Consider the following 22,372-nt stretch of genomic DNA (forward strand, 5'->3'; position numbering starts at 1 on the left):
GGAGACGGGCGGGCTCCGGACCGAGGTCCGGAGCCCGCCTGCTGAGACGGTGCGCCCAAGGGGCGGAAGCGTCAGTCCCGGGCGAACTCGGGCTTGCGCTCCGGGTCGGCGACCTGGGGCGTACGGCTCTTGAGCACGAACCAGCCGATCACCATGACGACCGCCCAGACGGCCCCGACGTACAGCGAGATCCGGGTCTCCGCGTCGTACGCGATCAGACCGGTGACGCCGATGAGGAAGACCAGCGCCACCCAGCTGAAGACCGAACCGCCGGGCGCCGGGAAGGACGAGGCGGGCAGCCGGCCGGCCACGACGGCGCGGCGGTAGCGGATGTGGCTGATCAGGATCATCGCCCAGGCCCAGATCCCGGCCGCGGTGGCCACCGAGGTGACGTAGGTGAAGACCTTGTCCGGGACGGTGTAGTTCAGTATCACGCCGATGCCCATGAGGAAGGCGGAGAGGGCGATACCGGCGAACGGGGTCTTACGGGCGTTGAGCTTGCCGAAGACGCCCGGCGCCTCGCTGTTGGCGGCCAGGTCGCGCAGCATGCGGCCGGTGGAGTACATGCCGGAGTTACAGGAGGACAGGGCCGCGGTGAGGACGACGAAGTTGACGATGCCCGCCGCGAAGGGGATGCCGATCACGGAGAAGGCGTGCACGAAGGGGCTCTCGCCCGCGGAGAACTCGGTCCACTTCACGACGGAGAGGATGACGAGCAGGGCGCCGACGTAGAAGACGATGATGCGGAACGGCAGGGTGTTGATCGCCTTGGGCAGGGTCTTCTCGGGGTCCTGGGACTCGCCCGCGGTGATGCCGACCAGCTCGACGGCGAGGTAGGCGAACATGACGCCCTGGAGCGTCATCAGGCTGTCCCCTATGCCGTTCGGGAAGAAGCCGCCGTGCGACCAGAGGTTGGAGGCGGCCGCGGTGTCACCGGCCTCCGAGAAGCCGAGGGTCAGCACGCCGAGACCGATGACGATCATGCCGATGATCGCGGTGACCTTGACCATCGAGAACCAGAACTCGACCTCGCCGAAGATCTTCACCGAGATCAGGTTGACGCCGAAGAGCATCACCAGGAAGACCAGGGCGCTGACCCATTGCGGGATCGACGGGAACCAGAAGTGGATGTAGATGGCCGCGGCGGTCAGCTCGGCCATGCCGGTGACGACCCACATGAGCCAGTAGGTCCAGCCGGTGACGTAACCGAAGAACGGGCCGAGGAACTCGCGGGCGTACTCCGCGAAGGATCCCGAGACGGGGCGGTACAGGAGCAGCTCACCGAGTGCTCGCATGATGAAGAAGATGACGACGCCCGCGAGGGCGTACATCAGGATGATGCTGGGGCCCGCCTTGGCGATGTTGGCCCCGGCCCCCATGAACAGACCGACACCGATGGCACCGCCGATGGCGATCATCTGTACCTGGCGACTACCCAGGCCGCGCTCGTAGCCCTCTTCGGGCGCCGCTGAGGTCATGTGTGTGCCTTTCTCCCTGTGCGGCTGGCGATCGTGAAGATTTATCACGAGAGCAGCACTGATCCACTCAGCGGAATGTGGGGCACGCCACAGGGAGAAGCGGACAAAGGCCGTCGCGCACAACAAAGCGAGTGATCGCGGTGATGCGATCGTTATCCGGAGTTGAGCACCCTCTAAACGAACACTCAGTGATCACAAGCGGAAGAGATCATGCCATAGGGGTCAGGCCATCAGCGTTTCGATGAGCGTCTCCTGGAGCCCGCCCAGCCAGAAGTACGCCATCACCATCGGCTTCCGCGGATCGGAGTCGGGGAGTCCGAGCAGCTCGCCGCCGTCGTCATCGTCGGTGACCTCCAGCCGGGTCCCGATCGCCAGCCGCAGGTCGTTGAGGGCGCCGAGCCACTGCCGGGACTTCTGCGGGGCCAGCTCCAGCACCGCCTGGTCCTTGGCGGTCGGCCCGGTGGACAGCGAGTCCAGGTCGCGCACCATCGCCAGGGCGTCGTCGCGCTTGCGGGCCCGCAGGTCGTTCTCGGTGTACCGGCGGAACTCCGCCGAGGCGGCGCGCGCCTCCTTCTCCGCGTCGCCGGCCAGCTCCTGGTCCGGCGCCACATAGGCGTCCGGGAACAGCCGGGCCAGCGCCGGGTCGCTCGGCGCCTCGCTGGGCCCCTCGGCGAACAGCGCGTCCAGCGGGTCCTCGGCCCCGGCCGGCTGGTCGCCGGGGCCGATCAGCTCCGCGAGCTGCACGGCGAGGCTGCGCAGGATGGAGATCTCCACCTCGTCCAGTGCGACGGCGGCACCGCCGCCGGGCAGCGGCTCGAATCGTCCCGACATCAGCGCTCCTGCGTGAGCGTCGCCCACAGCCCGTACCCGTGCATCGCCTGCACGTCGCGCTCCATCTCCTCGCGGCTGCCGCTGGACACGATCGCGCGCCCCTTGTGGTGAACATCGAGCATCAGCTTGTGCGCCTTGTCCTTGGAGTAGCCGAAGTAGCTCTGGAACACGTACGTGACATAGCTCATGAGATTGACGGGGTCGTTGTGGACCACCGTCACCCAGGGAACGTCCGGCTCGGGCACCTCCATCGGCGCCTCGCTGGCTTCAGGACGTTCGATCTCCACCGGACTGACACTCACACCCCCAATGCTGCCACCCGGTAGGGCCGGTCGCCTAAACCGGCACCCAGATCTCGTCACTCTGACGAGTATGCGAGGTAACATCATCAACATGGACACTGCGGACTTGGGACTGCCGGTGGACGTGCCGTCGACTGCGCTGTTCACCGATCGGTACGAACTCACCATGTTGCAGGCCGCGCTGCGGGCCGGCACCGCCGACCGCCGCTCGGTCTTCGAGGTCTTCACCCGACGCCTGCCCGGGGGGCGCCGCTACGGCGTCGTCGGGGGCACCGGGCGGGTCCTCGACGCCGTCGAGAACTTCCGCTTCGACGGCGGCGTCCTGGACTTCCTCTCCCAGCACCGGATCGTGGACGAGCCGACGCTCGCCTGGCTCGCCGACTTCCGGTTCCGCGGCGACATCTGGGGATACCCGGAGGGTGAGGTCTACTTCCCGGGCTCGCCGATCATGCGGGTGGAGGGCACCTTCGCCGAGGCGGTGCTGCTGGAGACCGTGATCCTGTCCATCCTCAACCACGACTCCGCGGTCGCCGCCGCCGCGTCCCGGATGTCGGTGGCGGCGGGCGGGCGGCCGCTGATCGAGATGGGCGCGCGCCGCACCCACGAGCTGGCCGCCGTGGCCGCCGCCCGGGCCGCGTACGTCGGCGGCTTCGCCACCACCTCGGACCTCGCGGCCGGATTCCGCTACAACATCCCCACCGTCGGCACCAGCGCCCACGCCTTCACCCTGCTGCACGACAGCGAGCGCGACGCCTTCGTCGCCCAGGTCGACTCGCTCGGCAGCGACACCACCCTGCTGGTGGACACCTTCGACGTCGCCGAGGCCGTGCGCACCGCGGTGGAGATCGCCGGTACGGAGCTGGGCGCGGTCCGGATCGACTCCGGCGACCTGCTGCTGCTCGCCCACCGGGTGCGCCAGCAGCTGGACGACCTGGGCGCCAAGGGCACGAAGATCGTGGTCACCAGCGATCTCGACGAGTACGCGATCGCCTCGCTCGCCGCGGCCCCCGTGGACGCGTACGGGGTCGGCACCCGGCTGGTGACCGGCAGCGGCCATCCGACCTGCTCGATGGTCTACAAGCTGGTCGCCCGCGCCGAGTCCGACGCATCGGACGCGCCGCTGGTGCCGGTGGCGAAGAAGTCCATGGGCGCGAAGACCTCCATCGGCGGCCGCAAGTGGGCGGCCCGGCGGCTGGACGCGGACGGGGTGGCCGAGGCCGAGGTGGTCGGCAGCGGGCCCGTCCCGGAGGCCCTGGCGGACCGCACGCTGCTGGTCGAGCTGGTGCGCGGCGGCGAGATCGTGGCCCGGGAGCCGCTGGACGCGGCGCGCGACCGCCATGCGGCGGCGCGGGCGGGGCTGCCCCTGTCGGCGACGCAGCTGTCACAGGGCGAGCCGGTGCTGCCGACTGAGTACTTGCAGGCGTGAGGGGTACGTCCATGACGACCATGGCGTCGACAGCGATCACCCCGATCGCACCTGCCGCTGTTGCTACTGCTGTGACCATGTCGGGAGCCCGGCATGATCGGCAAGACACCCCCCAAGGCCGAGCCGGAAGGCGTGCGTGATGCACCGGGCACTGATCGTCGTCGACATCCAGAACGATTTCTGTGAAGGCGGAAGCCTCGCGGTGACGGGCGGCGCGGACATCGCCGCCGCGATCACCGACTACATCGGGGAGGCGTCGCCCGGTTACCGCCACATCGTGGCCAGCCGCGATCGTCACATCGACCCGGGCGATCACTTCTCCGAACACCCGGACTACGAGCGCACCTGGCCGCCGCACTGTGTCGCGGGCACCGAGGGGGTCGGCTTCCACCCCAATTTCGCGCCCGCGGTGGCCTCGGGCGCGATCGACGCCGTCTTCGACAAGGGCGCGTACGCCGCGGCGTACAGCGGCTTCGAGGGCGTCGACGAGCACGGCACGTCGCTGGCGGCGTGGCTGCGGGAGCGGAGCGTGACGGAGGTGGACGTGGTCGGGATCGCCACGGACCACTGTGTGCGGGCCACGGCGCTGGACGCGCGGCGTGAGGGGTTCGAGACGCACGTGCTGCTGGGGCTGACCGTGGGGGTGGCCCCGGCCACCACCGAGCGCGCCGTGGAGGAGCTGCGGGACGCGGGCGTCCGGCTGAGCGGCCGGCCGGTGGGCTGAGGGGCGCCCCGGGCCCGTCGGGGGCCCGGGGGTCCCGGCGTCCGTCAGAGGCCCGTCAGGCCGTCGCCGCGGGGCGCAGGAGGGCGGCGATCGGGTGCCACAGCTCGCCGCCGATGTCGGGGGACGTGCGCCAGATGAGGCCGTCGGGGTGGTGGAGCACCGCCGTCACCTCGTCGGGCGTCGGTGGCGCGCTGTTGCCGCGCAGATACACGGCGCGCAGCCCCAGGTTGCGCAGCCTGGTCAGGGCGCGCGCCCGGTTCGCGGCGTGGACCAGGACGCGGACGCCGCCTTCGCCCAGTGGGCGGGGCAGGGTCAGTGCCACCACCACACTGCCGCCCGGCAGCTTGATGAATCCTCCGTCAGCCATACGGTTCATGTCCCCCGTGAGACGTCGTGTCAATAAGAAGGTCTAGGGGCATCTAAACGCGAACGGCCGCCGCCCGCTAGTGGGTGACGGCCGTCGCGGCGTTGACCTGCGGTTATGACGACGGACCCACCTGAATGGTCATCGTCTGGCCATCCGGGCGCTCCCAGAGGATCGCGATCCGGGTGTTGGTGTCAGCAACCTGCACCCCAGCGGTGGGGTTGGATTTGTCCCAGTACGTACCCTTACGGTCGTCGAAGACCGGGGTGCCCCACTTGCCCTTGATCTTCGCGGCCTTCCCGTCCTTGTGGAGGGTGAAGCCTCCGGTCCGGTACCAGCTGAAGGTCGAGTCGTACGCCTGGATCCGGTTGCGCATGAGCGTGCCGTCCGCCCACTTCTCCGGGGTGGCGTGCGCGTCGACCGGGAGGATCAGGCCGGTGCCGGGGTGGACACCCGTGTTGTTGTCCGGCTGCGAGGTGTCCCACTGCCAGATCAGCAGACCGTTCTGGTACGGGAAGTGCTCGACCCAGGACGGGCGGGTGGAGGCCCAGCCGAAGTTGTACGGGCCGGTCTTGAGGGTCCTGTCGTAACTGACGTACTGGCGGTTCTCGGCGATGTAGTACTGCGGGTAGTCCTTGGTGAAGGACGCGCCGACGCGCGAGAAGCCGTCCGTCGTCCAGCCGTTGTCGTCGCCCTCGGCGCCGTCGGTGACGACCGGCTTGCCGTCCGCGGTGAGGGTGAGGGCGTCGGCGGTGAAGCCCTTCTGCGCGACCCCGCTGTCCGTCTGGTAGCGGAAGCGGAGGTCGATCTTCTTGCCCGCGTAGGCGTCCAGCGGGAAGGAGAGCTTCCGGTACGCCCCGGAGGTGCCCGTCAGCGCGGGCTTGTCGCCGGCGTCGCGCGGGATGGCCTTGCCGTCCGCGGTGCCGTCGACCGGCGTCCAGTTGGCTCCGCCGTCCGTGGAGACCTCGGTGTAGAGGTAGTCGAAGTTCTCCTCGATGTCCCACCAGCCCTTGAGGTCCAGGCTCGCCTTGGCGGCGCCCGTGAGGTCGACGGACCGGGTGAGGGTGTTCTTCAGGTCGTCGCCCATTCCGCTCCACCACTGCTTGGCGCCCTCGGCGGGCGCGGTGATCTCGGTGGTGACGGGCTTGTCGGGGAGGCTGACGACCAGCGCCTGCTTGTTCTTGGTGTTGTACTCGGCGACCCCGAGGGTGTGCCGGGACTTCGTACCGGCCTTCGCGGTGCCGTAGTTGAGCCAGCCGAGCTGGAGCTTGTCCCAGGCGGACATGTCGCCAGGGAGGTCGCCGATGGAGTCCTCGCCGGTGCCGAGCCAGGAGCCCGCGGACATCAACGACCAGTAGGCGACGGAGGATTCGCCCTTGCCCGTGGTGTCGTACTCGTCGGGCAGGCCGAGGTCGTGGCCGTACTCATGGGCGAAGACGCCGAGGCCGCCGTTCTCCGGCTGCACCGTGTAGTCGCCGACCCAGATGCCGGTGTCGCCGATCTGGGTGCCGCCCGCCTTGTTGGCGCCGGGGCCGGTGCTGCCCGCGTCGGTGCCGTACGCGTACCAGCGGTGCGCCCAGATCGCGCTCTCGCCCTGGGCGCCGCCGCCCGCGGACTCGTCCTCACCGGCGTGGACGATCTGGAAGTGGTCGATGTAGCCGTCGGACTCGTTGAAGTTGCCGTCGCCGTCGAAGTCGTAGCGGTCCCACTGGTCGTACTGGGCCAGGTCCGCCTTGATCTGCGCGTCGGTGCGCCCGGCCGCCTTCTGGTCCTTGGCCCACTGGTTGACGCCGTCGCGGATCAGGTCCCAGGCGTTGGCGCAGTTGGTGTCGCCGCAGTAGTTGGAGCCGTAACGGGCCTCGTTCCAGTCGACCTTGACCCAGTCGGAGACCTCGCCGTCGACCGAGTAGCGGCCCGAGGACTGCTTCTCGTAGTACTTCTTCAGGGACTCCTTGCCCTTGGCCTCCGAGAAGTAGAGGTCCTGGAAGTGCTTCCGGTTGTAGTCCTTCTGCCAGGCCGTGCTGTTGTCCTCGGCGCGGTCCGGCTCGGCGATCGTGTTGTGCGCCGGGCCCGGGTCGCCGCCGTACTTCTTCACCGGCGGCTGGGGGCCGTCGGCGCCGTCCGGGTCGTACATCGTGGTGTCGTCGACCTTGTCGCCGAACTCGACCAGCACGGTGAAGATCTTGTCGGTCTTCTCCCGGGCCAGCTCGACGTACTTCCCCTTGCCGAGCTTCACCACCTGCGACGCGCCGCGCCGCGTGGCCTCCTTGTCCCCGGATATGACCTGGCGCAGCGCGTCCTGGCGCTGCGCCTCCTGCTGCTTGCTGAACGGGCCCGCCAGATCGTGCTCGACGTCCGTCTTCGCGGGTGCCGGGTCATGGCGTTCGACACGCGTAGACGGCGCGTCCGCCTGGGCGACGCCCGTTGACAGCGCGGCCGCGCCGAGCGCGGCCACCACCGTGGCGACGGCGGCCGATCTGGCCGCCCTCCGTTGGCTGTTCACTTGTTCCTCCCCTTCCACACACCGGTGCCGCACATTTGACCGGAGTGGCAGGAGAAAAGACAGTCCTTGACTTGGTTGTGAGGGATCGTTACGTTTCCCGGTCCGTCAGGTACCGGTTACCGGACGACCGCGGACCGCGCCGCCCGGGCGGGACCGGGCCGGGCTCGGGCCCGTTGGAAGGCCGTTGCACACGCCGGTGATTCCGTGCGCCCCCCGTGCACCGCTCCCGTGGGTGAGGTCACGCTTAGTTCCGCTCCCCATCGGGCATCCAGCACCGTAGAGTCTTTTGGCGGCGCACGTCAGCCGACTCATGCCCCCGCATATCGATGCCCCCTGAGGACGGATCCCGCCATGCCGCGTCCGACTTCTGCCCAGCTCGCCTACGGTTCGGCCACCGTCGTCCTGTCGACGCTGGCCATGCTGCTGCTATCCGAAACCCGCTCGGGCCTCGGGGTGGGCCTGGTGACCATGGCCGGTCTCGCGCTCGGGCTGCTGGTGGCCCTCACCGTGCCGGTGTCCCGCCCGTCCCGCGCGGGTCGTACGGTGCGCACCCACCGCCCGCTGGCCGGTTCCGCGGTGGCCGCCGAGCCCCCGCGGGAGCACTCACTGCACGGCTGACACGACGACCGTCCGCGCCGCCTTGTCGTGCAGGCAGCGCTGGAACGGCTTGTCCCACAGCTGCGACACCACGTTGAGCACCCAGAACAGGGTGCCGACGAGCACCGGGATCAGCAGGCCCGGGAGCGTGTAGACCGCTGCGCGCACCCAGCCCTGGCGGCCCGGAATGTCCCCGTTCGAGAGCACCGCCACGCGGATCCGCATCGCCTTCTTGCCGAGGGTCTGACCGCTGCGGGCCAGCATCGTGCCCTCGTAAGCGAAGTAGACCCCCATGGTGATGATCAACGCGGCCATCACCTTGCCCAGGTCCTGCTGGCCCGGGTGCTCCATGCCGTACCGGAGCGCACCCGTCATGCCGAGCGCCACCGTCCAGATGACGCCGAGCACGAGGCCGTCGATCAGCCGGGCCACGAAGCGCTGACCGGGGGTGGCCAGCGGGGGCATCCCGGCGAGGTCGGGGTACGGGGGCGACGACAGCTGGTCGGGGCTCATGCCCCCGATTACATCAGCAGCCGCCCGGGCGCCCCTCGGCGGGCCAATACCTCAGGGCATGGTCGAGACGACGACCGTCTTGGCCACCTTGTCGTGGAGACACTGCCTATACGGCCGGTCCCAGGTGCACCACAAGACGTTGACCAGCCAGAAGACAAAGCCGCAGCAGGGCACGATCTCGGGGAGCGCATACGTGGCGGCGCGCGCCCAGCCGGGCCCGCCCGCCGGGAGCTCGCCGGTCTCCAGCATGGCCACCCGAATCTGCATCGCCTTCTTGCCGAGGGTCTGGCCGTAGCGGGTCAGCATCAGCCCCTCGTAGACGAAGTACGCCAGGACGTAGACGAGCGTGAACACGGACGAGCGGGCGTCGCTGCCATCGCCCATCGGGTAGTAGGTGCCCCAGATCAGGGCCATGATCAGGCCGACGGGAATGCCGATGATCAGCCCGTCGATGATCCGGGCGACGAGGCGGCGGCCGAGATGGGCGAGCGGGGGCATGCCCGCGAGCGGATCGGTGCCGTCGTCGTGATCACCGTAGGGGGAGCCGTTCGCCCGGGGCGGCGGCTGCTGCTTGGCGAACGGATCCCGGTCGCGGGGCTCGTCCCCGGGTGACGGCGGCTGGTCGGTGCTCATGGCCCGAGTCGACCGCCGATCGAGGGCGATCGCATCCGGATCGCCCCGTTCGGGCGATCCGGATGCTCCATCCGAGGATCAGCCGGCCGTCGCCACGAACGTGCGGGCGGCCTTGTCGTGCCAGCACTGCCGCCAGGGGCGGTCCACCAGGCACCACAGCACGTTCACCACGCCGACCAGCAGCACGCCCAGCACCCCGTAGACCAGCCAGCGGCGCAGGGCGGCGCCGAACGACGGGGTGTCGTGCTCCTCGATGTCCAGGACCCGCACCCCGCACAGCTTCTTGCCGAGCGTACGGCCCCATACGGCCGTCGGCAGCGCCTCCAGGAGGATCCCGCCGAGCAGCAGCACGCCCAGCACGATGGCCAGGTAGCCGCTGGTGGTGCCGTCGAGGAAGTAGACGGTGACGGTCTCGCCGGACTGCTTGGCCGTCTCCACCTTCTCGTCGATGTGGTCGGCGGCCTTCCCCCACAGCGGGAACGCGGCCGCGCCGGTGATGGCCAGCAGCACGACCATGTCGATCAGCCGGGCGGAGAAGCGGCGGCCGAGCCCGGCGGGCCGCCCCTGGGCCTGGGCGGCCTGGAGGAACGGATTGTCGACCGGCGGCTTCCAGGGGATGACGCTCTCGGGCGCGCCCTGCTGGGGAGCCGGGGGCTGCGGCTGCTGGGGCTGCTGCGGCTGCTGGGGCTGCTGGGCGAGCTGGTGCACCTGCTGCTGCCAGCCGCCGCCGGGACCGCCGGAGCCGCCGTGGGACGGCTGGGCCGGGATGCCGCCGTAGGGCTGCTGCGGGGGCTGCTGCGGCTGCGCCTGCTGCTGTTGCGGCTGGGGCGGCTGCTGCTGTGGGGACTGCTGGGGGCCTTGCGGCGGCGCGTCGCGGTCGAGCGTACGGAACGTCATCGTGCCCTCGTCGCGGCCGGTCGGCCGCAGCGCGCGGATCGCCATCGTGCCGTCCGCCGCACCGGACTCGGCCGAGGCTGAGGCCGAGGGCGAGGGCGAGGGCGAGGGCGACGACAGCTCCGGGGTGTTGCGTACGGCGGGGAGGGCGTGGGTGGCGCGATCCTTGCGGTCGCCCGCACCGCCCGCACCGCCCGTACCGGCACCGGCCTCCGCACCGCCGCCGCGCATCGTCAGCGTGCCCGGGTCGCGACCGCCTTCACCACGGCCGCTGCCCTCACCACCGATGTCGCCGTCCGCCGCGCCGCGCGGGTCGGGCACCCCCGCTCGCGGGTCCTCCGACTCCGAACCCCAGGAGATCCGGCGGTCCTGCTCACCGCCGAACCCGGCCTGGTGGGACGCATCGGCCTGCCAGGCGGCCCCGGCCCCGGGGCGGGTGCCGTGCAGCCGCTGCGGATCGTCCCAGTCCACCGGGGCGGCCGTCCCGGTGGGCGGCACCGGCTCGGTGCCCATGACGCTGCCCGTGCCGGACTCCCGTACGTCCATCTCGGCGCGCCGCCGCACCTCGGGCAGGGCGCCGCCGGTCTCCACCGCGGGACCCGGCTCCGGGTCCTCGTCCAGGAACATCGGACCGGTCTCGTCCGGCACCGGGCTGGTGACCTGGGTGTGGGTGACTCCGGGGGGCGCGGCGGGCATGGCCTCGCCCTCGGCCGGGGCGGGGCGGCTGGTGCCGGGCACCCAGGCAGCGCCGTTCCAGTACCGGATGTAGTTGGGAATGGACGGATCCGGATAAAAACCAGGAATGGAGCTGCCGTCAGCGGATCCTGAGGAAGGGGCGCTCATGATCTCCGATGTCCCGTATCTGTGCTCGCCGTGCTGCTGTGCTGCTGTGCTGCGCTGCCGCAGTGCAACCCGGAGCGCGCTGTCAAGGTCTATCAGACGGGCCCGCGGCCCGTACCTACTGTGGCACCGCCTCGCAACTTTTTGGCGGTCAATACGGGAAGCCACCTACCTGGGACTAGAACAGCTTGCCCGGGTTGAGCAGGCCCAGCGGATCGAAGACCTGCTTGATGCCCTGCTGCAACTCCACCCCCACCGGTCCCAATTCGCGCGCGAGCCACTCCCGCTTCAGCACGCCCACCCCGTGCTCCCCGGTGATCGTGCCGCCCAGCTCAAGACCCAGCGCCATGATCTCGTCGAACGACTCGCGCGCCCGCCGCGACTCGTCCGGGTCCGCGGGGTCGAAGCAGACCGTCGGATGGGTGTTGCCGTCACCGGCGTGGGCCACGACGCCGATCGTGAGCCCGTACTTCTCGGCGATGGCCGCCGTCCCGTCGATCATCTCGGCGAGGCGGGAGCGCGGCACGCACACGTCGTCGATCATCGTGACGCCCTTGACCGCCTCCAGCGCGGTCAGCGTCATGCGGCGGGCCTGGAGCAGCAGGTCGGACTCGGCCGCGTCGTCCGCCGGGACCACCTCGGTCGCCCCGGCGGCCGTGCACAGCTCACCCACGGCGGCCAGGTCGGACGCGGGGTCCGGGGTGTCGAACGCGGCCATCAGCAGGGCCTCGGTGGACTCGGGGAGTCCCATGTCGCCCAGGGCGTTGACGGCACGCACGCTCGTACGGTCCATCAGCTCCAGCAGCGAGGGCACATGGCCGCGCTCCATGATGCGGCAGATCGCGTCGCACGCGGCCGCGGTGGAGGGGAACTCGGCGGCCAGGACGAGCTGTTCGGGCGGGGCGGGCTTGAGCGCGAGGACGGCCCGTACGACGATGCCGAGGCTCCCCTCGGAGCCCACGAAGAGGCGGGTCAGGTCGTAGCCCGCGACCCCCTTGGCGGTGCGGCGGCCGGTGGACAGCAGCCGTCCGTCGGCGAGGACGACGTCCAGGCCGAGGACGTACTCGGCGGTCACGCCGTACTTCACGCAGCACAGCCCGCCCGACGCCGTGCCGATGTTGCCGCCGATGGTGCACTGCTCCCAGCTGCTGGGGTCCGGCGGGTAGTACAGCCCCTTCTCCAGCACCGCGCGCGACAGCGCCGCGTTCACCACGCCCGGTTCGACGACCGCGATCCGGTCGACCGGGTTGATCTCCAGGATCCGGTCCATCTTGATCAGGGACAGCACGATGCAGCCGTCGGACGCGTTGGCCGCGCCCGACAGGCCGGTGCGCGCGCCCTGCGGAACGACGGGGACGCGCAGCGCCGTGGCCGTACGGCATACGTGCTGCACCTGCTCGACGGTGCGCGGGAGGACGACCACGGCGGGCGCGCCCGCATCGCAGAAGCTCGCCATGTCGTTGGCGTACGCCGCCGTGACATCGGGGTCGGTGAGCACTGCCTCCTCGGGGAGGCCCTCCCGCAGCGACTCGATGAGGTCGGTCATACGTCCAGGCTCGCACTCGGGCGGGCGCCAGGGAAGATCGGCGCGGCGACCGGGTTAGTTCACTGCGGCTTGTAGTAGACGCTCAGTTCGCGGGCGCCGGACGCGCCGGAGGCGAAGCCCATGCACAGCCGGCGCGGGCTGGTGAGCTGGACGGCCATGCCCTCGGGCTCGCGGTAGTCGAGCGAGTACCCGGCCTCGGTGCGGGCGCGCTGGACCAGCTCGCCGGTGCGCAGATCGACGCAGGAGACGTGCGCGTTGCCGTGGCCGGAGGGCGGGTTGGGGCCGTTCTCGTCGGAGTACGCGGTGCCGGTGAGCTGGTACACGTAGTCGCCGAGCACCGTGAAGCCCTGGAAGACCTCGCCCTCCTCGACGCCCGCCTGGGGTATGTCGTCGTACACGGCGGAGTAGTCGCCCGCCGTGACCCCGGCCAGGCTCATCAGCCGGTAGCGGACCTCGCCGCCCTGGCGGTAGCGCAGCAGCAGCCGCTTGTTGAGCATGTCGACGGCGGGCTGGTTGCTGGTCGAACCGGCCACCGGGCGGTGGGTGGCCAGGGCGGACGAGCCGCTGTCGAGCACGGCGCCGTCCTGATACGCGAAGCGGCTGATGGCGCGCCCGTAGCCGGAGTCGGGGTTGGCGTCCGACTCGGTCCACAGCTGGGCGGTGGTGCCGACGGGCTCGCAGCCGATCGAGACGCCGTGGCCGAAGCCTCTGACGTACATGTGGCCGAGCTTGCTGCCGGTGAGGGACAGCTTCGTGATGCACATGTCGCCGCGCGCGGCCCGGTCGGCGCCGGAGACGGGGGCGGATTCGCCGCTGAGCCGGATGCCGCCCTGCATCAGCTGGATCGTGTAGAGGTGACCGTTGGCGTCGTCGAACGCGAAGGACTGGAGCACGGTGTTGTTGTGCGGTGCCTTCTCACGGATGAGCTGCGTGGAGGGCACCGAGAGGTCGAACCGGCCGCCGGCGGCGGCCTCGGCGGTCCCGGCGGCGGCGTGGGCGGCGTCGGCGGCGGTGACGTGGGCGGCGTGGGCCTCGGTGGGCCGTACCGCGAACGCCCCGAGCGCACCCGCGGCGGCAGCGCCCCCGGCCAGGGCGAACCTACGCCTCGTCAACCGACCCGCTGCGTACTTGTCCGTCTGCATGCGAATTCAACAACTCCCAAGAGAAAACACCGTGTTGGAGTGGACATAGGAACGCCGTGAGTGTAGACGGTGCGATTCTCCGACCGAGCTGGTGTTCCATTTTTCTGGCACGAGCGGCGCATTGTGTGCTGTATCACTCTCTTTCTGACTGCTTCGGGTAGACCGGATGCCGGACGGCGGGCGTATACCCGGCGAAGACACGGAACCGGGAGTGACAGTGACCGTCGAGGAGTTCGAAGAGTTCTACGCCCAGGCGGTCACGCGTCTCACGGGGCAGCTGTACGTGATGCTCGGCGACCTGCACGAGGCGCAGGACGTCGTCCAGGAGGCGTTCGTCAAGGGGTGGAGCCGAAGACGGCAGCTCGACCGCGGCGGCCAGCCCGAGGCCTGGATCCGCACGGTCGCCTGGCGGCTGGCGGTGAGCCGATGGCGGTTCCGGCGGCGTACGGCGGACGCCTGGCATCGCGGCGGCGTCTCACCACCCCATGTCGCGGGCCCGGAACCGGACCAGGTGGTGCTGGTCGACGCGCTGCGCGAACTGCCGCCCCAGCAGCGGCGCACGCTCACCCTGCACTACCTGTGCGACCTCACGGTCGAGCAGATCGCCGCCGAGACCGGCCTGTCCACCAGCACCGTCAAGACGCATCTGGTCCGCGGACGCGCCGCGCTCGCCCACCGCCTGCGGGACCCGCGCATCGAGGAGAGCACCGATGTCTGAGATCCAGGATCCGCACCGGGACGCGCTGCGGACGCTGTTCCGGCAGGCCGGTGACGCCGGGCAGGCGCGCGCCGGTGCGGCGCCCGTCGCGCGCATCGCCGAGCGCGGCAGACGGGCGCACCGGCGCCGCCTCGCCGCGCTGGCGGCGGGCGCCTGCCTGGTCATCGCGGGCGGCGGCGCGGCCGCGGCCGCCCTCCTGCCGGGTACGCCGCCGCCCGCCGCCCCGGCCACCATCCCCTCGACGGGCCATGCGAAGACCGGCCAACCGTCGACCGGCGAACCGTCATCCGGCCAACCGTCGTCCGGTCCTTCGTCGTCCGGGGCCGCCAGCCCGCCCCCGTCGACGGGTGACCCCACACGCGAGGGGTCCGGCGACGTGACGTACCCGCCCACGACGACGTCTCCCCCAGGGGGCAGCGCCTCCTCGACCGGCCCCTGACCCTCACCCCCGCATGACCCGTCGGCTGTCGCCGGGCGGCTCCGCACCCTCACCTCTACGCGAAAGATTCCCGCATGTCCGTCGCACCACCCGAGCCGCGCCACACCGCGCCCAGCTCCGCGCCCCACCACCCCGCGTGGTCCTCCGCGCCGCGGAAGCGGCCCTCACCCCGCCGATGGATCATGCGCTTCGCCCGGCTGCCCTCCCGGCTGAGCCCGGGCGACCGCGAGGTGCTGTGGCTGTATCTGCTGACCCGAATATCCATATGGATCACCGCCTACGGCGTCCGGTGGCTGTTCCCCGCGAACGGCGACGCGCACCAGCCCTCCGCCGTCCTCGAACCCTTCGAGCGGTGGGACTGGGGTCACTACCTCCACATAGCGCGCGACGGCTACTTCCCCGGGGAGAGCGGCCCGTGGGACAAGAAGTGGGACAGCCGGGAGGCGTTCTTCCCAGGGTTCCCGATGCTGCTGCGCGCCCTGCACACCGTCATCCCGAGCTGGACCGCGGCCGGGCTGCTGATCTCCTTCGTCGGCGGGGCCGTCGGCGTCCTGGCGCTGGCCCGGATCGCCCGGCTGTATCTGCCCGGCCCGGACGGCGACCGGCGCACCGTGCTGTTCTTCCTGCTCTCACCGTGCGCGATCTTCCTGGCCGTCGGCTACACCGAGGCGCTGTTCCTCGCGTTCGCCCTGCCCGGCTGGCTCGCCGCCCAGCGGCAGCGCTGGGCGGCCGCCGCCGTTCTGACCGCCCTGTCCACCACCGTGCGGATCAGCGGCCTCTTCGTCGCCGCCGCCATCGCCGTCCACTTCGTCCTCACCGCCGCCCGCGCCCGCGGGCACTGGCGCTCGCTGCCCTGGCTGGCCCTGCCCGCGCTGCCCGCCGCCTTATTCACCTGGTACCTGCACGCGCACACCGACGACTGGATGGCCTGGAAGCACGCCCAGGAACGCGGCTGGTTCCGCACCTTCCACACCCCCTGGGAGGGCTGGTCCCACACCTGGAACGCGGCCTTCGACGAGACCCAGACCACCGGATACGCCGCGATGTTCCAGGCGGAACTGGCGGCCATGGTCCTCGGGCTCGTCGTCCTCGGCGTACTGCTGTGGCGGCGCCGCTGGGCCGAGGCGGGCTACATCGGCATCACCCTGTGGGCGCTGGGCACCTCGTACTGGTTCATGTCCATCCCCCGCTCCACCCTGCTGTGGTGGCCCCTGTGGATCGGGCTGGCCGGATGGAGCCTGCGCAGGCCCCGGGTGAAGACCGTCTACTTCTGCCTCGTCGCGCCCGTGAGCACCGTCTTCACCCTCGCCTTCCTGTCGGGGCGGTGGGCCGGCTGACCACGGGGCGGCGGGGCGGGCGGTCCGTGTCGGGTCAGAGGTTGCCGCGCTTTTCCTGCTCGCGCTCGATCGCCTCGAACAGCGCCTTGAAGTTCCCCTTGCCGAAGCCCATCGACCCGTGGCGCTCGATCATCTCGAAGAAGACCGTCGGCCGGTCCTGCACGGGCTTGGTGAAGATCTGCAACAGGTACCCGTCCTCGTCCCGGTCCGCGAGGATCTTCAGCTCCCGCAGGGTCTCGATCGGCACCCGCGTGTCCCCGACCCAGTCCCCCAGCGTGTCGTAGTACGAGTCGGGCGTCTCCAGGAACTGGACGCCCGCCGCGCGCATCGCGCGCACCGTCGCGACGATGTCGTTCGTGGCGAGGGCGATGTGCTGGACGCCCGGGCCGCCGTAGAACTCCAGGTACTCGTCGATCTGCGACTTCTTCTTCCCCAGGGCCGGTTCGTTCAGGGGGAACTTGACCTTCCGGGTGCCGTCCGCGACGACCTTCGACATCAGGGCGGAGTACTCGGTGGCGATGTCGTCGCCGACGAACTCCTTCATGTTGGTGAAGCCCATGACCCGGTTGTAGAAGGCCACCCACTCGTCCATGTGGCCCAGCTCGACGTTGCCGACGCAGTGGTCGATGGCCTGGAACAGCCGCTTCTCCGGCGCCTGGACGATCGGCTTGGCGGCGACGTACCCGGGCAGGTACGGGCCGTCGTAGCCGGAGCGCTCCACGAACGTGTGGCGGGTGTCGCCGTAGGTGCGGATCGAGGCGAGCACCACCGTCCCGTGCTCGTCCTTGACGTCGTGCGGCTCCTCGATCCCGGTGGCGCCGTGCTCCACCGCGTACGCGTACGCGGCCCGCGCGTCCGGGACCTCGACGGCGAGGTCGATCACGCCGTCGCCGTGCTCGGCCACGTGGTCGGCGAGGAAGCGCCCCCAGGGGCCGGACGGCTTGATCACGGAGGTGAACACGAAGCGGGCGCTGCCCGAGACGAGGACGTAACTGGCGGTCTCCCGGCTGCCGTTCTCCGGTCCGGAGTAGGCGACGAGCTTCATGCCGAAGGCGGTGGCGTAGAAGTGGGCGGCCTGCTTGGCGTTGCCGACGGCGAAGACGACCGCATCCATGCCCTTCACCGGGAAGGGGTCTGCCTGCCGCGCGGTGGTCGGGGTGGGGTTCAGGATCTCAGTCATACAGGCAGCGTCTCCCCGCGGCTCAGGGTGCGCAACAGTTCGCGGATTCGCTGAGCAGACTGCATAGCGTGGCACTGGAACTGGGCAGCATTCTGTACAGAGTGACCACCATCACAGCCCCCTCAGGAGGCCCCATGGGAATCGACGCGCTCGACGCCCGCCTGATCGAACTCCTCGCCCGCGAGCCACGCATCGGCGTCCTGGAGGTCTCCCGCCGCCTCGGCGTCGCCCGCGGCACCGCCCAGGCGCGGCTGGACAGGTTGCGCGCCCAGGGCGTGATCCGCGGCTTCGGCCCGGACGTGGACCCGGCGGCCCTGGGCTACCCGGTCACCGCCTTCGCCACGCTGGAGATCAAACAGGGCCAGGGCCCGGACGTACGCACCCACCTGGCCGGCGTCCCCGAAGTGCTGGAGCTGCACACCACGACCGGCGAGGGCGACATGCTCTGCCGCCTGGTCGCCCGCTCGAACGCCGACCTCCAGCGGGTGATCGACCGCGTCGTGGGCATCGAGGGCATCGTCCGGGCCTCGACGGCGATCGTGATGGAGAACCCGGTCCCCCTCCGGATCATCCCCCTGGTGCAGCAGGCCGCCGAGGACTGACCCGACCGACCCCGGTAAGCGTGATCAACGACTACCGCGAGAAGGAGGTCGACCCGGACACCGAGCACTCCGCCCGGTACCGCGTCCATCTGCTAGCAGTGCGGGACCGCGCCGCCCGTTCGGAGGTTGTTCAGGGCCTGCACGGCGCCGTCGAGGGTGGTGACGGGGATCAGCCGCAGGCCCTTGGGCTGCTCGGCCTTGGCGTCCTTGCACTCGTCCTTGGGGACCAGGAAGACCGTCGCACCGTCCCGCTTGGCGGCCTGGGTCTTGAGCGGGACGCCGCCCACCGCGCCGACCTTGCCGCGGGCGTCGATCGTGCCGGTGCCCGCGATCGTGCGGCCGCCGGTGAGGTCGCCGCCGCGGCCGTCGCCGTCCAGCTTGTTGACGATGCCGAGGGAGAACAGCAGTCCGGCGCTGGGGCCGCCCACGTCCGCGAGGCGCAGCTTCACCTTGACGTCGCCGGGCGACTTGTGGAGGTAGCCGAGGGCGGCGCTGGTGGCCGTGTTCTGGGACTTCCGCATCTCGTCGGCGTTGTGCTGCTGGATCTCCTCGGTCGTGTCGCCCACGTACACCGCCTCGCGCGGCAGCACGGCGCGGTCGGTGCGGAACCAGCCGCTGAGCACGTCCCCCAGGCGGACGGTGGCGTCCGGTCCGGTCGCCGCGATCGTCGTCATCCGCAGCTGGCCCTTGGTCTTACGGGTATCGCTCCCCGAGATGGTGATCACCTGCTTGCCGCCGTCCGTACCGAGGACGTTCACGGTGGTGCCCGGCTGGGCCACGGTGAACGGCAGGGGGGCGAGCGCGGCGACCGCCAGCAGGATGGCCACGAGCGCGGCGCAGACGGCGAGGATCCGGGCGCGGGGCGAGAGAGCGCGGAGGGAGACGGCAGGCATGGGAGTGAATTTAGTTGACCAGCGGGGCGGATGACGCGGCCCCCCGGTCGAGCAGGGTCGCCGTCACCGCACCGGCACCATCACCGCAGGGCGTCCGCGACCTCCCGCGCCGCGTCCACCACCCGCGGGCCGACCCGCTCCGGCACCGCGTCGCACAGCATCACCACGCCCACGCTGCCCTCGAGCCCGGTCACCCCGACCAGCGGGGCGGCCGCGCCGCTCGCGCCCGCCTCCAGCTCACCGTGGGTGAGCGCGTACCCGGGGTCGTCGGGGCGGCCCGCGCGGGCGGCGAGGATCGCGCGGCCCGCGGCGCCCCGGTCCAGCGGATGCCGGAAACCGGGCCGGTAGGCGACGTGGTAGTCGGTCCAGGTCGGCTCGACGACCGCGACGGCGAGCGCCTCGGTGCCGTCGACCAGGGTGAGGTGGGCGGTGGCGCCGATGTCCTCGGCGAGGGACCGCAGCGCGGGCAGCGCCGCCTCCCGCACCAGCGGATGCACCTGGCGGCCGAGCTGGAGCACCCCGAGCCCGACCCGCGCCCGCCCGCCGATGTCCCGGCGCACCAGGGAGTGCTGTTCGAGGGTGGCCAGCAGCCGGTAGACGACGGTGCGGTTGACGCCGAGCTTGGTGGACAGCTCGGTCACGGTCAGCCCGTGGTCGGTGTCGGCGAGCAGTTTCAGGACACGCAGTCCCCGGTCGAGCGTCTGTGAGGTCTCCGCGGTCACGACGCCCCCTCCTCGGTGATGAGTGGCGGCTCCCCGCGAAGGTGCTCCGCCGGTCGCGGCGATACGCACCGGCTGCACTCCGCGGCGACGCTGCCACGGGGCGTGTGCGTGCACGAACCGTAGCGAGCGGGTCCGCTCAGCGGAAGTGGTTGTCCAGAATCCGAGCAGATCCCTCGCTCACCGCACACATCACGGAGGTCACCGCATCCGGGTGGCCCACTCCTGCACCTTCTTGATGCGCTCGCGGATCTGCCCCGCCGTCGCCTCCGCGCTCGGCGGCCCGCCGCAGACCCGGCGCAGCTCGGTGTGGATCACGCCGTGCGGTTTGCCGCTCTGGTGGACGTACGCCCCCACCAGCGTGTTGAGCTGTTTCCGCAGCTCCAGCAGCTCCTTGTGGGTGACCACGGGCCGCCGCTCCGCGGGCATCTCCAGCAGGTCCGCCTCCGCGTCCGGCTTCTTGCGGCTGTGCGCGATCTGCTTGGCCTGCCGCTTCTGGAGCAGCATCTGCACCTGATCGGGTTCGAGGAGCCCGGGGATGCCGAGGTAGTCCTGCTCCTCGTCGCTGCCCGGGTGCGCCTGCATGCCGAACTCGGCGCCGTCGTACAGCACCCGGTCGAAGACCGCGTCCGACTCCAGCGCCTCGAAGGGCAGCGCGTCCTGCTCGCCGGTGTCCTCGTCCTGCTGCTTCTCGGCCTCTTCGAGGAGCTTCTCCTCCTCCGCGTACGGGTTCTCCTCCTCGCCGTCCTTCTTCGGCTTGTCGAGGACGTGGTCGCGCTCGACCTCCATCTCGTTGGCGAAGCCGAGCAGCATCGGGATGGTGGGCAGGAAGACGGACGCGGTCTCGCCGCGCCGCCGCGACCGTACGAAACGGCCGACGGCCTGGGCGAAGAACAGCGGGGTGGAGATGGTGGTCGCGTACACCCCGACCGCGAGGCGCGGCACGTCCACGCCCTCGGACACCATGCGGACCGCGACCATCCAGCGGTCGTCGGAGTGCGTGAAGTCCTCGATGCGCTGCGAGGCTGCGTCCTCGTCGGACAGCACCAGGGTGGCCTTGGAGCCGGTGATCTCGCGGATGAGCTTGGCGTACGCGCGCGCCGAGTCCTGGTCGGAGGCGATGACGAGGGCGCCCGCGTCCGGGATGGCCTTGCGGACCTCGGACAGCCGGTGGTCGGCGGCGCGCAGCACGTTCGGCATCCACTCGCCGCGCGGGTCGAGCGCGGTGCGCCACGCCTGGGAGACCGCGTCCTTGGTCATCGGCTCGCCGAGCCGGGCCGCGATCTCGTCGCCCGCCTTGGTGCGCCAGCGCATGTTGCCGCTGTAGGAGAGGAAGATGACGGGCCGCACGACGCCGTCGTTCAGGGCGTTGCCGTAGCCGTACGTGTAGTCGGCGGAGGAGCGGCGGATGCCGTCGTTGCCCTCTTCGTAGGTGACGAAGGGGATGGGGTTGGTGTCCGACCGGAAGGGCGTGCCGGTGAGCGCGAGCCGGCGGGTCGCGGGCTCGAACGCCTCCAGGCACGCTTCGCCCCAGGAGCGGGAGTCACCGGCGTGGTGGATCTCGTCGAGGATGACGAGCGTCTTGCGCTGCTCGATCCGGTTGCGGTGCAGCATGGGCCGCACGCCGACGCCCGCGTACGTCACGGCGATGCCGTGGTACTCCCGGCCCAGCGGACCCGCGCTGTACTCCGGGTCCAGCTTGATGCCGATGCGGGCCGCGGCCTCGGCCCACTGCTTCTTCAGGTGCTCGGTCGGCGCGACGACCGTCACCTGCTGCACGACGTGGTGGTGCATCAGCCAGGAGGCGAGCGTCAGCGCGAACGTCGTCTTACCGGCGCCGGGGGTCGCGACCGCGAGGAAGTCCCGCGGCTGCTCCTCGATGTACTTGTCCAACGCGCCCTGCTGCCAGGCGCGCAGCTTGCTCGCGGTACCCCAGGGCGCCCGTCCGGGAAAGGCGGGCGAGAGGTGATGGCTGGTGGAGGCGGCAGTAGTACTCACGGTCTCCGTCAGGCTGGCTCGGCGGGGTCGATCGGGAACCGCGTCAGCCTACCGGTGCCGCCCTTCACGCTTCGGGGGTACGCCCCGATCCCACCCGAGGGTGGGATCAGGGTCACACCTGGACCGCGAACCCGGGCAGCCCCTCCGCGATCTTGGGCACGTCCAGCTCGCCCTGGCAGACGCCGAGCACGAACCGCTCCGCCTCGTCGACGTCGAAGTCCGCGCTGAGCGGGTGTCCGTTGACGTGGAGGAAGACCCAGGTCGCATACCACGAGAGGCGCTTGTTGCCGTCCACCAGGGCGTGGTTGCGGGCCAGCGACTCCATCAGCGCCGCCGCCTTCTGCCACACGTCCGGGTAGGCATCCTGCCCGAAGACGCTGGCCTGCGGACGAGCCAGCGCGGACTCCAGCAGCCCGTAGTCGCGCACCTCATCGGCCCCGAGCCGCTCGGCGAGGTTCAGCAGCTCGGGCAACGTGAGGTAGTGCATCAGGCGAGCCTCCGGTTCAGCTCTTCGCTGACCTTCAGCACATGGGCCGCGGCCTCGTTGAACAGCCGGGAGTGCTCGTTGATCGCCGCGATCACCGCATCGTGCGCGAACGACTGCATGCTCCGGCCTTCCGCCTCGGCGCGCTTGCGCAAGGCGTCCAGCTCGTCATCGGTAAAGCGTAGATTCAGGGCAGCCATGAAACCGAT

23 protein-coding genes are annotated in these 22,372 nt (G+C 70.7%); 7 read left to right on the forward strand and 16 right to left on the reverse strand.

Annotated features, from left to right (window positions below; all coding sequences use genetic code 11):
• Positions 1-71 precede the first annotated feature (71 nt).
• From HYQ63_RS16975 to clpS, 3 genes are all read right to left on the reverse strand, one after another.
• Positions 72-1,478, reverse strand: coding sequence for an amino acid permease (locus tag HYQ63_RS16975; RefSeq protein WP_179934710.1), 1,407 nt, complete (start codon positions 1,476-1,478; stop codon positions 72-74).
• Between the two features lie 222 nt (positions 1,479-1,700).
• Positions 1,701-2,309: a DUF2017 domain-containing protein gene (locus HYQ63_RS16980; protein WP_179934711.1), complete on the reverse strand. Its 609-nt coding sequence runs from the start codon at positions 2,307-2,309 to the stop codon at positions 1,701-1,703.
• Positions 2,309-2,620: an ATP-dependent Clp protease adapter ClpS gene (clpS, locus tag HYQ63_RS16985; protein ID WP_063735273.1), complete on the reverse strand. Its 312-nt coding sequence runs from the start codon at positions 2,618-2,620 to the stop codon at positions 2,309-2,311. Before clpS ends, HYQ63_RS16980 begins: the two co-directional genes overlap by 1 nt.
• An 82-nt stretch (positions 2,621-2,702) precedes the next feature.
• Here clpS and HYQ63_RS16990 point away from each other — a divergent pair, with 82 nt between their 5' ends.
• Together HYQ63_RS16990 and HYQ63_RS16995 are read left to right on the forward strand one after the other, a co-directional pair.
• On the forward strand, positions 2,703-4,037 hold the full coding sequence (locus HYQ63_RS16990) for a nicotinate phosphoribosyltransferase (RefSeq protein ID WP_179934712.1): 1,335 nt from the start codon (positions 2,703-2,705) through the stop codon (positions 4,035-4,037).
• A 139-nt stretch (positions 4,038-4,176) separates the two neighbouring features.
• Positions 4,177-4,761: a nicotinamidase gene (locus HYQ63_RS16995; protein WP_179934714.1), complete on the forward strand. Its 585-nt coding sequence runs from the start codon at positions 4,177-4,179 to the stop codon at positions 4,759-4,761.
• Positions 4,762-4,816: 55 nt separating this feature from the next.
• Here HYQ63_RS16995 and HYQ63_RS17000 read toward each other — a convergent pair whose 3' ends face one another.
• Positions 4,817-5,128 carry a hypothetical protein gene (locus HYQ63_RS17000; protein WP_179934716.1) on the reverse strand — a complete coding sequence of 104 codons (312 nt, stop codon included), beginning with the start codon at positions 5,126-5,128 and terminating at the stop codon, positions 4,817-4,819.
• 112 nt (positions 5,129-5,240) lie between these two features.
• A complete protein-coding gene (locus HYQ63_RS17005) occupies positions 5,241-7,628 on the reverse strand; it encodes an immune inhibitor A domain-containing protein (RefSeq protein ID WP_179934719.1) in 2,388 nt (795 codons plus the stop codon).
• Between the two features lie 351 nt (positions 7,629-7,979).
• Here HYQ63_RS17005 and HYQ63_RS17010 point away from each other — a divergent pair, with 351 nt between their 5' ends.
• Entirely contained in the window at positions 7,980-8,246 is a 267-nt protein-coding gene (locus HYQ63_RS17010) for a hypothetical protein (protein WP_179934721.1), read from the forward strand.
• On the opposite strand, the gene HYQ63_RS17015 is transcribed toward HYQ63_RS17010, so the two are convergent.
• The 5 genes from HYQ63_RS17015 to HYQ63_RS17035 all read right to left on the reverse strand — a co-directional run bounded on the left by HYQ63_RS17015 (position 8,232) and on the right by HYQ63_RS17035 (position 13,763).
• Positions 8,232-8,738 (reverse strand): RDD family protein, encoded by a 507-nt coding sequence (locus HYQ63_RS17015; RefSeq protein WP_179934723.1) that lies wholly within the window; start codon positions 8,736-8,738, stop codon positions 8,232-8,234. The two genes, HYQ63_RS17010 and HYQ63_RS17015, sit on opposite strands and share 15 nt — an antisense overlap.
• Before the next feature lie 51 nt (positions 8,739-8,789).
• On the reverse strand, positions 8,790-9,371 hold the full coding sequence (locus HYQ63_RS17020; protein ID WP_179934724.1) for an RDD family protein: 582 nt from the start codon (positions 9,369-9,371) through the stop codon (positions 8,790-8,792).
• Positions 9,372-9,449: 78 nt separating this feature from the next.
• Positions 9,450-11,108, reverse strand: coding sequence for an RDD family protein (locus tag HYQ63_RS17025; RefSeq protein ID WP_179934725.1), 1,659 nt, complete (start codon positions 11,106-11,108; stop codon positions 9,450-9,452).
• A 175-nt stretch (positions 11,109-11,283) separates the two neighbouring features.
• On the reverse strand, positions 11,284-12,651 hold the full coding sequence (locus HYQ63_RS17030; RefSeq protein ID WP_123104897.1) for an FAD-binding oxidoreductase: 1,368 nt from the start codon (positions 12,649-12,651) through the stop codon (positions 11,284-11,286).
• Positions 12,652-12,710: 59 nt separating this feature from the next.
• Entirely contained in the window at positions 12,711-13,763 is a 1,053-nt protein-coding gene (locus HYQ63_RS17035; RefSeq protein WP_257231909.1) for a teichoic acid biosynthesis protein C, read from the reverse strand.
• 247 nt (positions 13,764-14,010) lie between these two features.
• Between HYQ63_RS17035 and HYQ63_RS17040 the strand changes: the two genes are divergently transcribed.
• The 3 genes from HYQ63_RS17040 to HYQ63_RS17050 all read left to right on the forward strand — a co-directional run bounded on the left by HYQ63_RS17040 (position 14,011) and on the right by HYQ63_RS17050 (position 16,287).
• On the forward strand, positions 14,011-14,511 hold the full coding sequence (locus HYQ63_RS17040) for a SigE family RNA polymerase sigma factor (RefSeq protein WP_179940202.1): 501 nt from the start codon (positions 14,011-14,013) through the stop codon (positions 14,509-14,511).
• A complete protein-coding gene (locus tag HYQ63_RS17045) occupies positions 14,504-14,950 on the forward strand; it encodes a hypothetical protein (RefSeq protein ID WP_179934727.1) in 447 nt (148 codons plus the stop codon). The genes HYQ63_RS17040 and HYQ63_RS17045 overlap by 8 nt, the downstream gene beginning before the upstream one ends.
• A gap of 74 nt (positions 14,951-15,024) precedes the next feature.
• A complete protein-coding gene (locus HYQ63_RS17050; RefSeq protein WP_373689100.1) occupies positions 15,025-16,287 on the forward strand; it encodes a mannosyltransferase family protein in 1,263 nt (420 codons plus the stop codon).
• A gap of 34 nt (positions 16,288-16,321) precedes the next feature.
• Here the strand turns inward: HYQ63_RS17050 and hppD are convergent, their stop codons facing one another.
• Entirely contained in the window at positions 16,322-17,467 is a 1,146-nt protein-coding gene (gene hppD / locus HYQ63_RS17055) for a 4-hydroxyphenylpyruvate dioxygenase (protein ID WP_179934728.1), read from the reverse strand.
• Between the two features lie 134 nt (positions 17,468-17,601).
• Between hppD and HYQ63_RS17060 the strand changes: the two genes are divergently transcribed.
• The gene (locus HYQ63_RS17060; RefSeq protein ID WP_039938834.1) at positions 17,602-18,069 is read left to right on the forward strand and encodes an Lrp/AsnC family transcriptional regulator; all 468 of its coding nucleotides are present in this window, start codon (positions 17,602-17,604) and stop codon (positions 18,067-18,069) included.
• 92 nt (positions 18,070-18,161) lie between these two features.
• Here HYQ63_RS17060 and HYQ63_RS17065 read toward each other — a convergent pair whose 3' ends face one another.
• From HYQ63_RS17065 to HYQ63_RS17085, 5 genes are all read right to left on the reverse strand, one after another.
• Entirely contained in the window at positions 18,162-18,962 is an 801-nt protein-coding gene (locus HYQ63_RS17065) for a S16 family serine protease (RefSeq protein ID WP_179934729.1), read from the reverse strand.
• 80 nt (positions 18,963-19,042) lie between these two features.
• Complete coding sequence (locus HYQ63_RS17070) at positions 19,043-19,684, reverse strand: IclR family transcriptional regulator (protein ID WP_009717506.1); 642 nt, start codon at positions 19,682-19,684, stop codon at positions 19,043-19,045.
• A 198-nt stretch (positions 19,685-19,882) separates the two neighbouring features.
• Complete coding sequence (locus tag HYQ63_RS17075; RefSeq protein WP_123107667.1) at positions 19,883-21,679, reverse strand: DEAD/DEAH box helicase; 1,797 nt, start codon at positions 21,677-21,679, stop codon at positions 19,883-19,885.
• A 112-nt stretch (positions 21,680-21,791) separates the two neighbouring features.
• Positions 21,792-22,166, reverse strand: a complete 375-nt coding sequence (locus tag HYQ63_RS17080; protein ID WP_179934730.1) for a type II toxin-antitoxin system death-on-curing family toxin — start codon at positions 22,164-22,166, stop codon at positions 21,792-21,794.
• Positions 22,166-22,363, reverse strand: a complete 198-nt coding sequence (locus tag HYQ63_RS17085; protein WP_179934731.1) for an Arc family DNA-binding protein — start codon at positions 22,361-22,363, stop codon at positions 22,166-22,168. Before HYQ63_RS17085 ends, HYQ63_RS17080 begins: the two co-directional genes overlap by 1 nt.
• Positions 22,364-22,372 lie beyond the last annotated feature (9 nt).

The sequence above is a fragment of the Streptomyces sp. Rer75 genome, from assembly GCF_013414305.1.
In the GTDB taxonomy this organism is placed as follows: domain Bacteria; phylum Actinomycetota; class Actinomycetes; order Streptomycetales; family Streptomycetaceae; genus Streptomyces; species Streptomyces himastatinicus.

Coding starts and splice junctions, on each gene's coding strand:
- HYQ63_RS17000 (WP_179934716.1), bottom strand. CDS start 5,128: ATGGCTGACGGAGGATTCATCAAGCTGCCGGGCGGCAGTGTGGTGGTG.
- HYQ63_RS17010 (WP_179934721.1), top strand. CDS start 7,980: ATGCCGCGTCCGACTTCTGCCCAGCTCGCCTACGGTTCGGCCACCGTC.
- HYQ63_RS17025 (WP_179934725.1), bottom strand. CDS start 11,108: ATGAGCGCCCCTTCCTCAGGATCCGCTGACGGCAGCTCCATTCCTGGT.
- HYQ63_RS16995 (WP_179934714.1), top strand. CDS start 4,177: ATGCACCGGGCACTGATCGTCGTCGACATCCAGAACGATTTCTGTGAA.
- HYQ63_RS17030 (WP_123104897.1), bottom strand. CDS start 12,651: ATGACCGACCTCATCGAGTCGCTGCGGGAGGGCCTCCCCGAGGAGGCA.
- HYQ63_RS17015 (WP_179934723.1), bottom strand. CDS start 8,738: ATGAGCCCCGACCAGCTGTCGTCGCCCCCGTACCCCGACCTCGCCGGG.
- HYQ63_RS17045 (WP_179934727.1), top strand. CDS start 14,504: ATGTCTGAGATCCAGGATCCGCACCGGGACGCGCTGCGGACGCTGTTC.
- hppD (WP_179934728.1), bottom strand. CDS start 17,467: ATGACTGAGATCCTGAACCCCACCCCGACCACCGCGCGGCAGGCAGAC.
- HYQ63_RS17020 (WP_179934724.1), bottom strand. CDS start 9,371: ATGAGCACCGACCAGCCGCCGTCACCCGGGGACGAGCCCCGCGACCGG.
- HYQ63_RS17080 (WP_179934730.1), bottom strand. CDS start 22,166: ATGCACTACCTCACGTTGCCCGAGCTGCTGAACCTCGCCGAGCGGCTC.
- HYQ63_RS16975 (WP_179934710.1), bottom strand. CDS start 1,478: ATGACCTCAGCGGCGCCCGAAGAGGGCTACGAGCGCGGCCTGGGTAGT.
- HYQ63_RS17085 (WP_179934731.1), bottom strand. CDS start 22,363: ATGGCTGCCCTGAATCTACGCTTTACCGATGACGAGCTGGACGCCTTG.
- HYQ63_RS17050 (WP_373689100.1), top strand. CDS start 15,025: ATGTCCGTCGCACCACCCGAGCCGCGCCACACCGCGCCCAGCTCCGCG.
- HYQ63_RS17065 (WP_179934729.1), bottom strand. CDS start 18,962: ATGCCTGCCGTCTCCCTCCGCGCTCTCTCGCCCCGCGCCCGGATCCTC.
- HYQ63_RS16990 (WP_179934712.1), top strand. CDS start 2,703: ATGGACACTGCGGACTTGGGACTGCCGGTGGACGTGCCGTCGACTGCG.
- HYQ63_RS16980 (WP_179934711.1), bottom strand. CDS start 2,309: ATGTCGGGACGATTCGAGCCGCTGCCCGGCGGCGGTGCCGCCGTCGCA.
- HYQ63_RS17060 (WP_039938834.1), top strand. CDS start 17,602: ATGGGAATCGACGCGCTCGACGCCCGCCTGATCGAACTCCTCGCCCGC.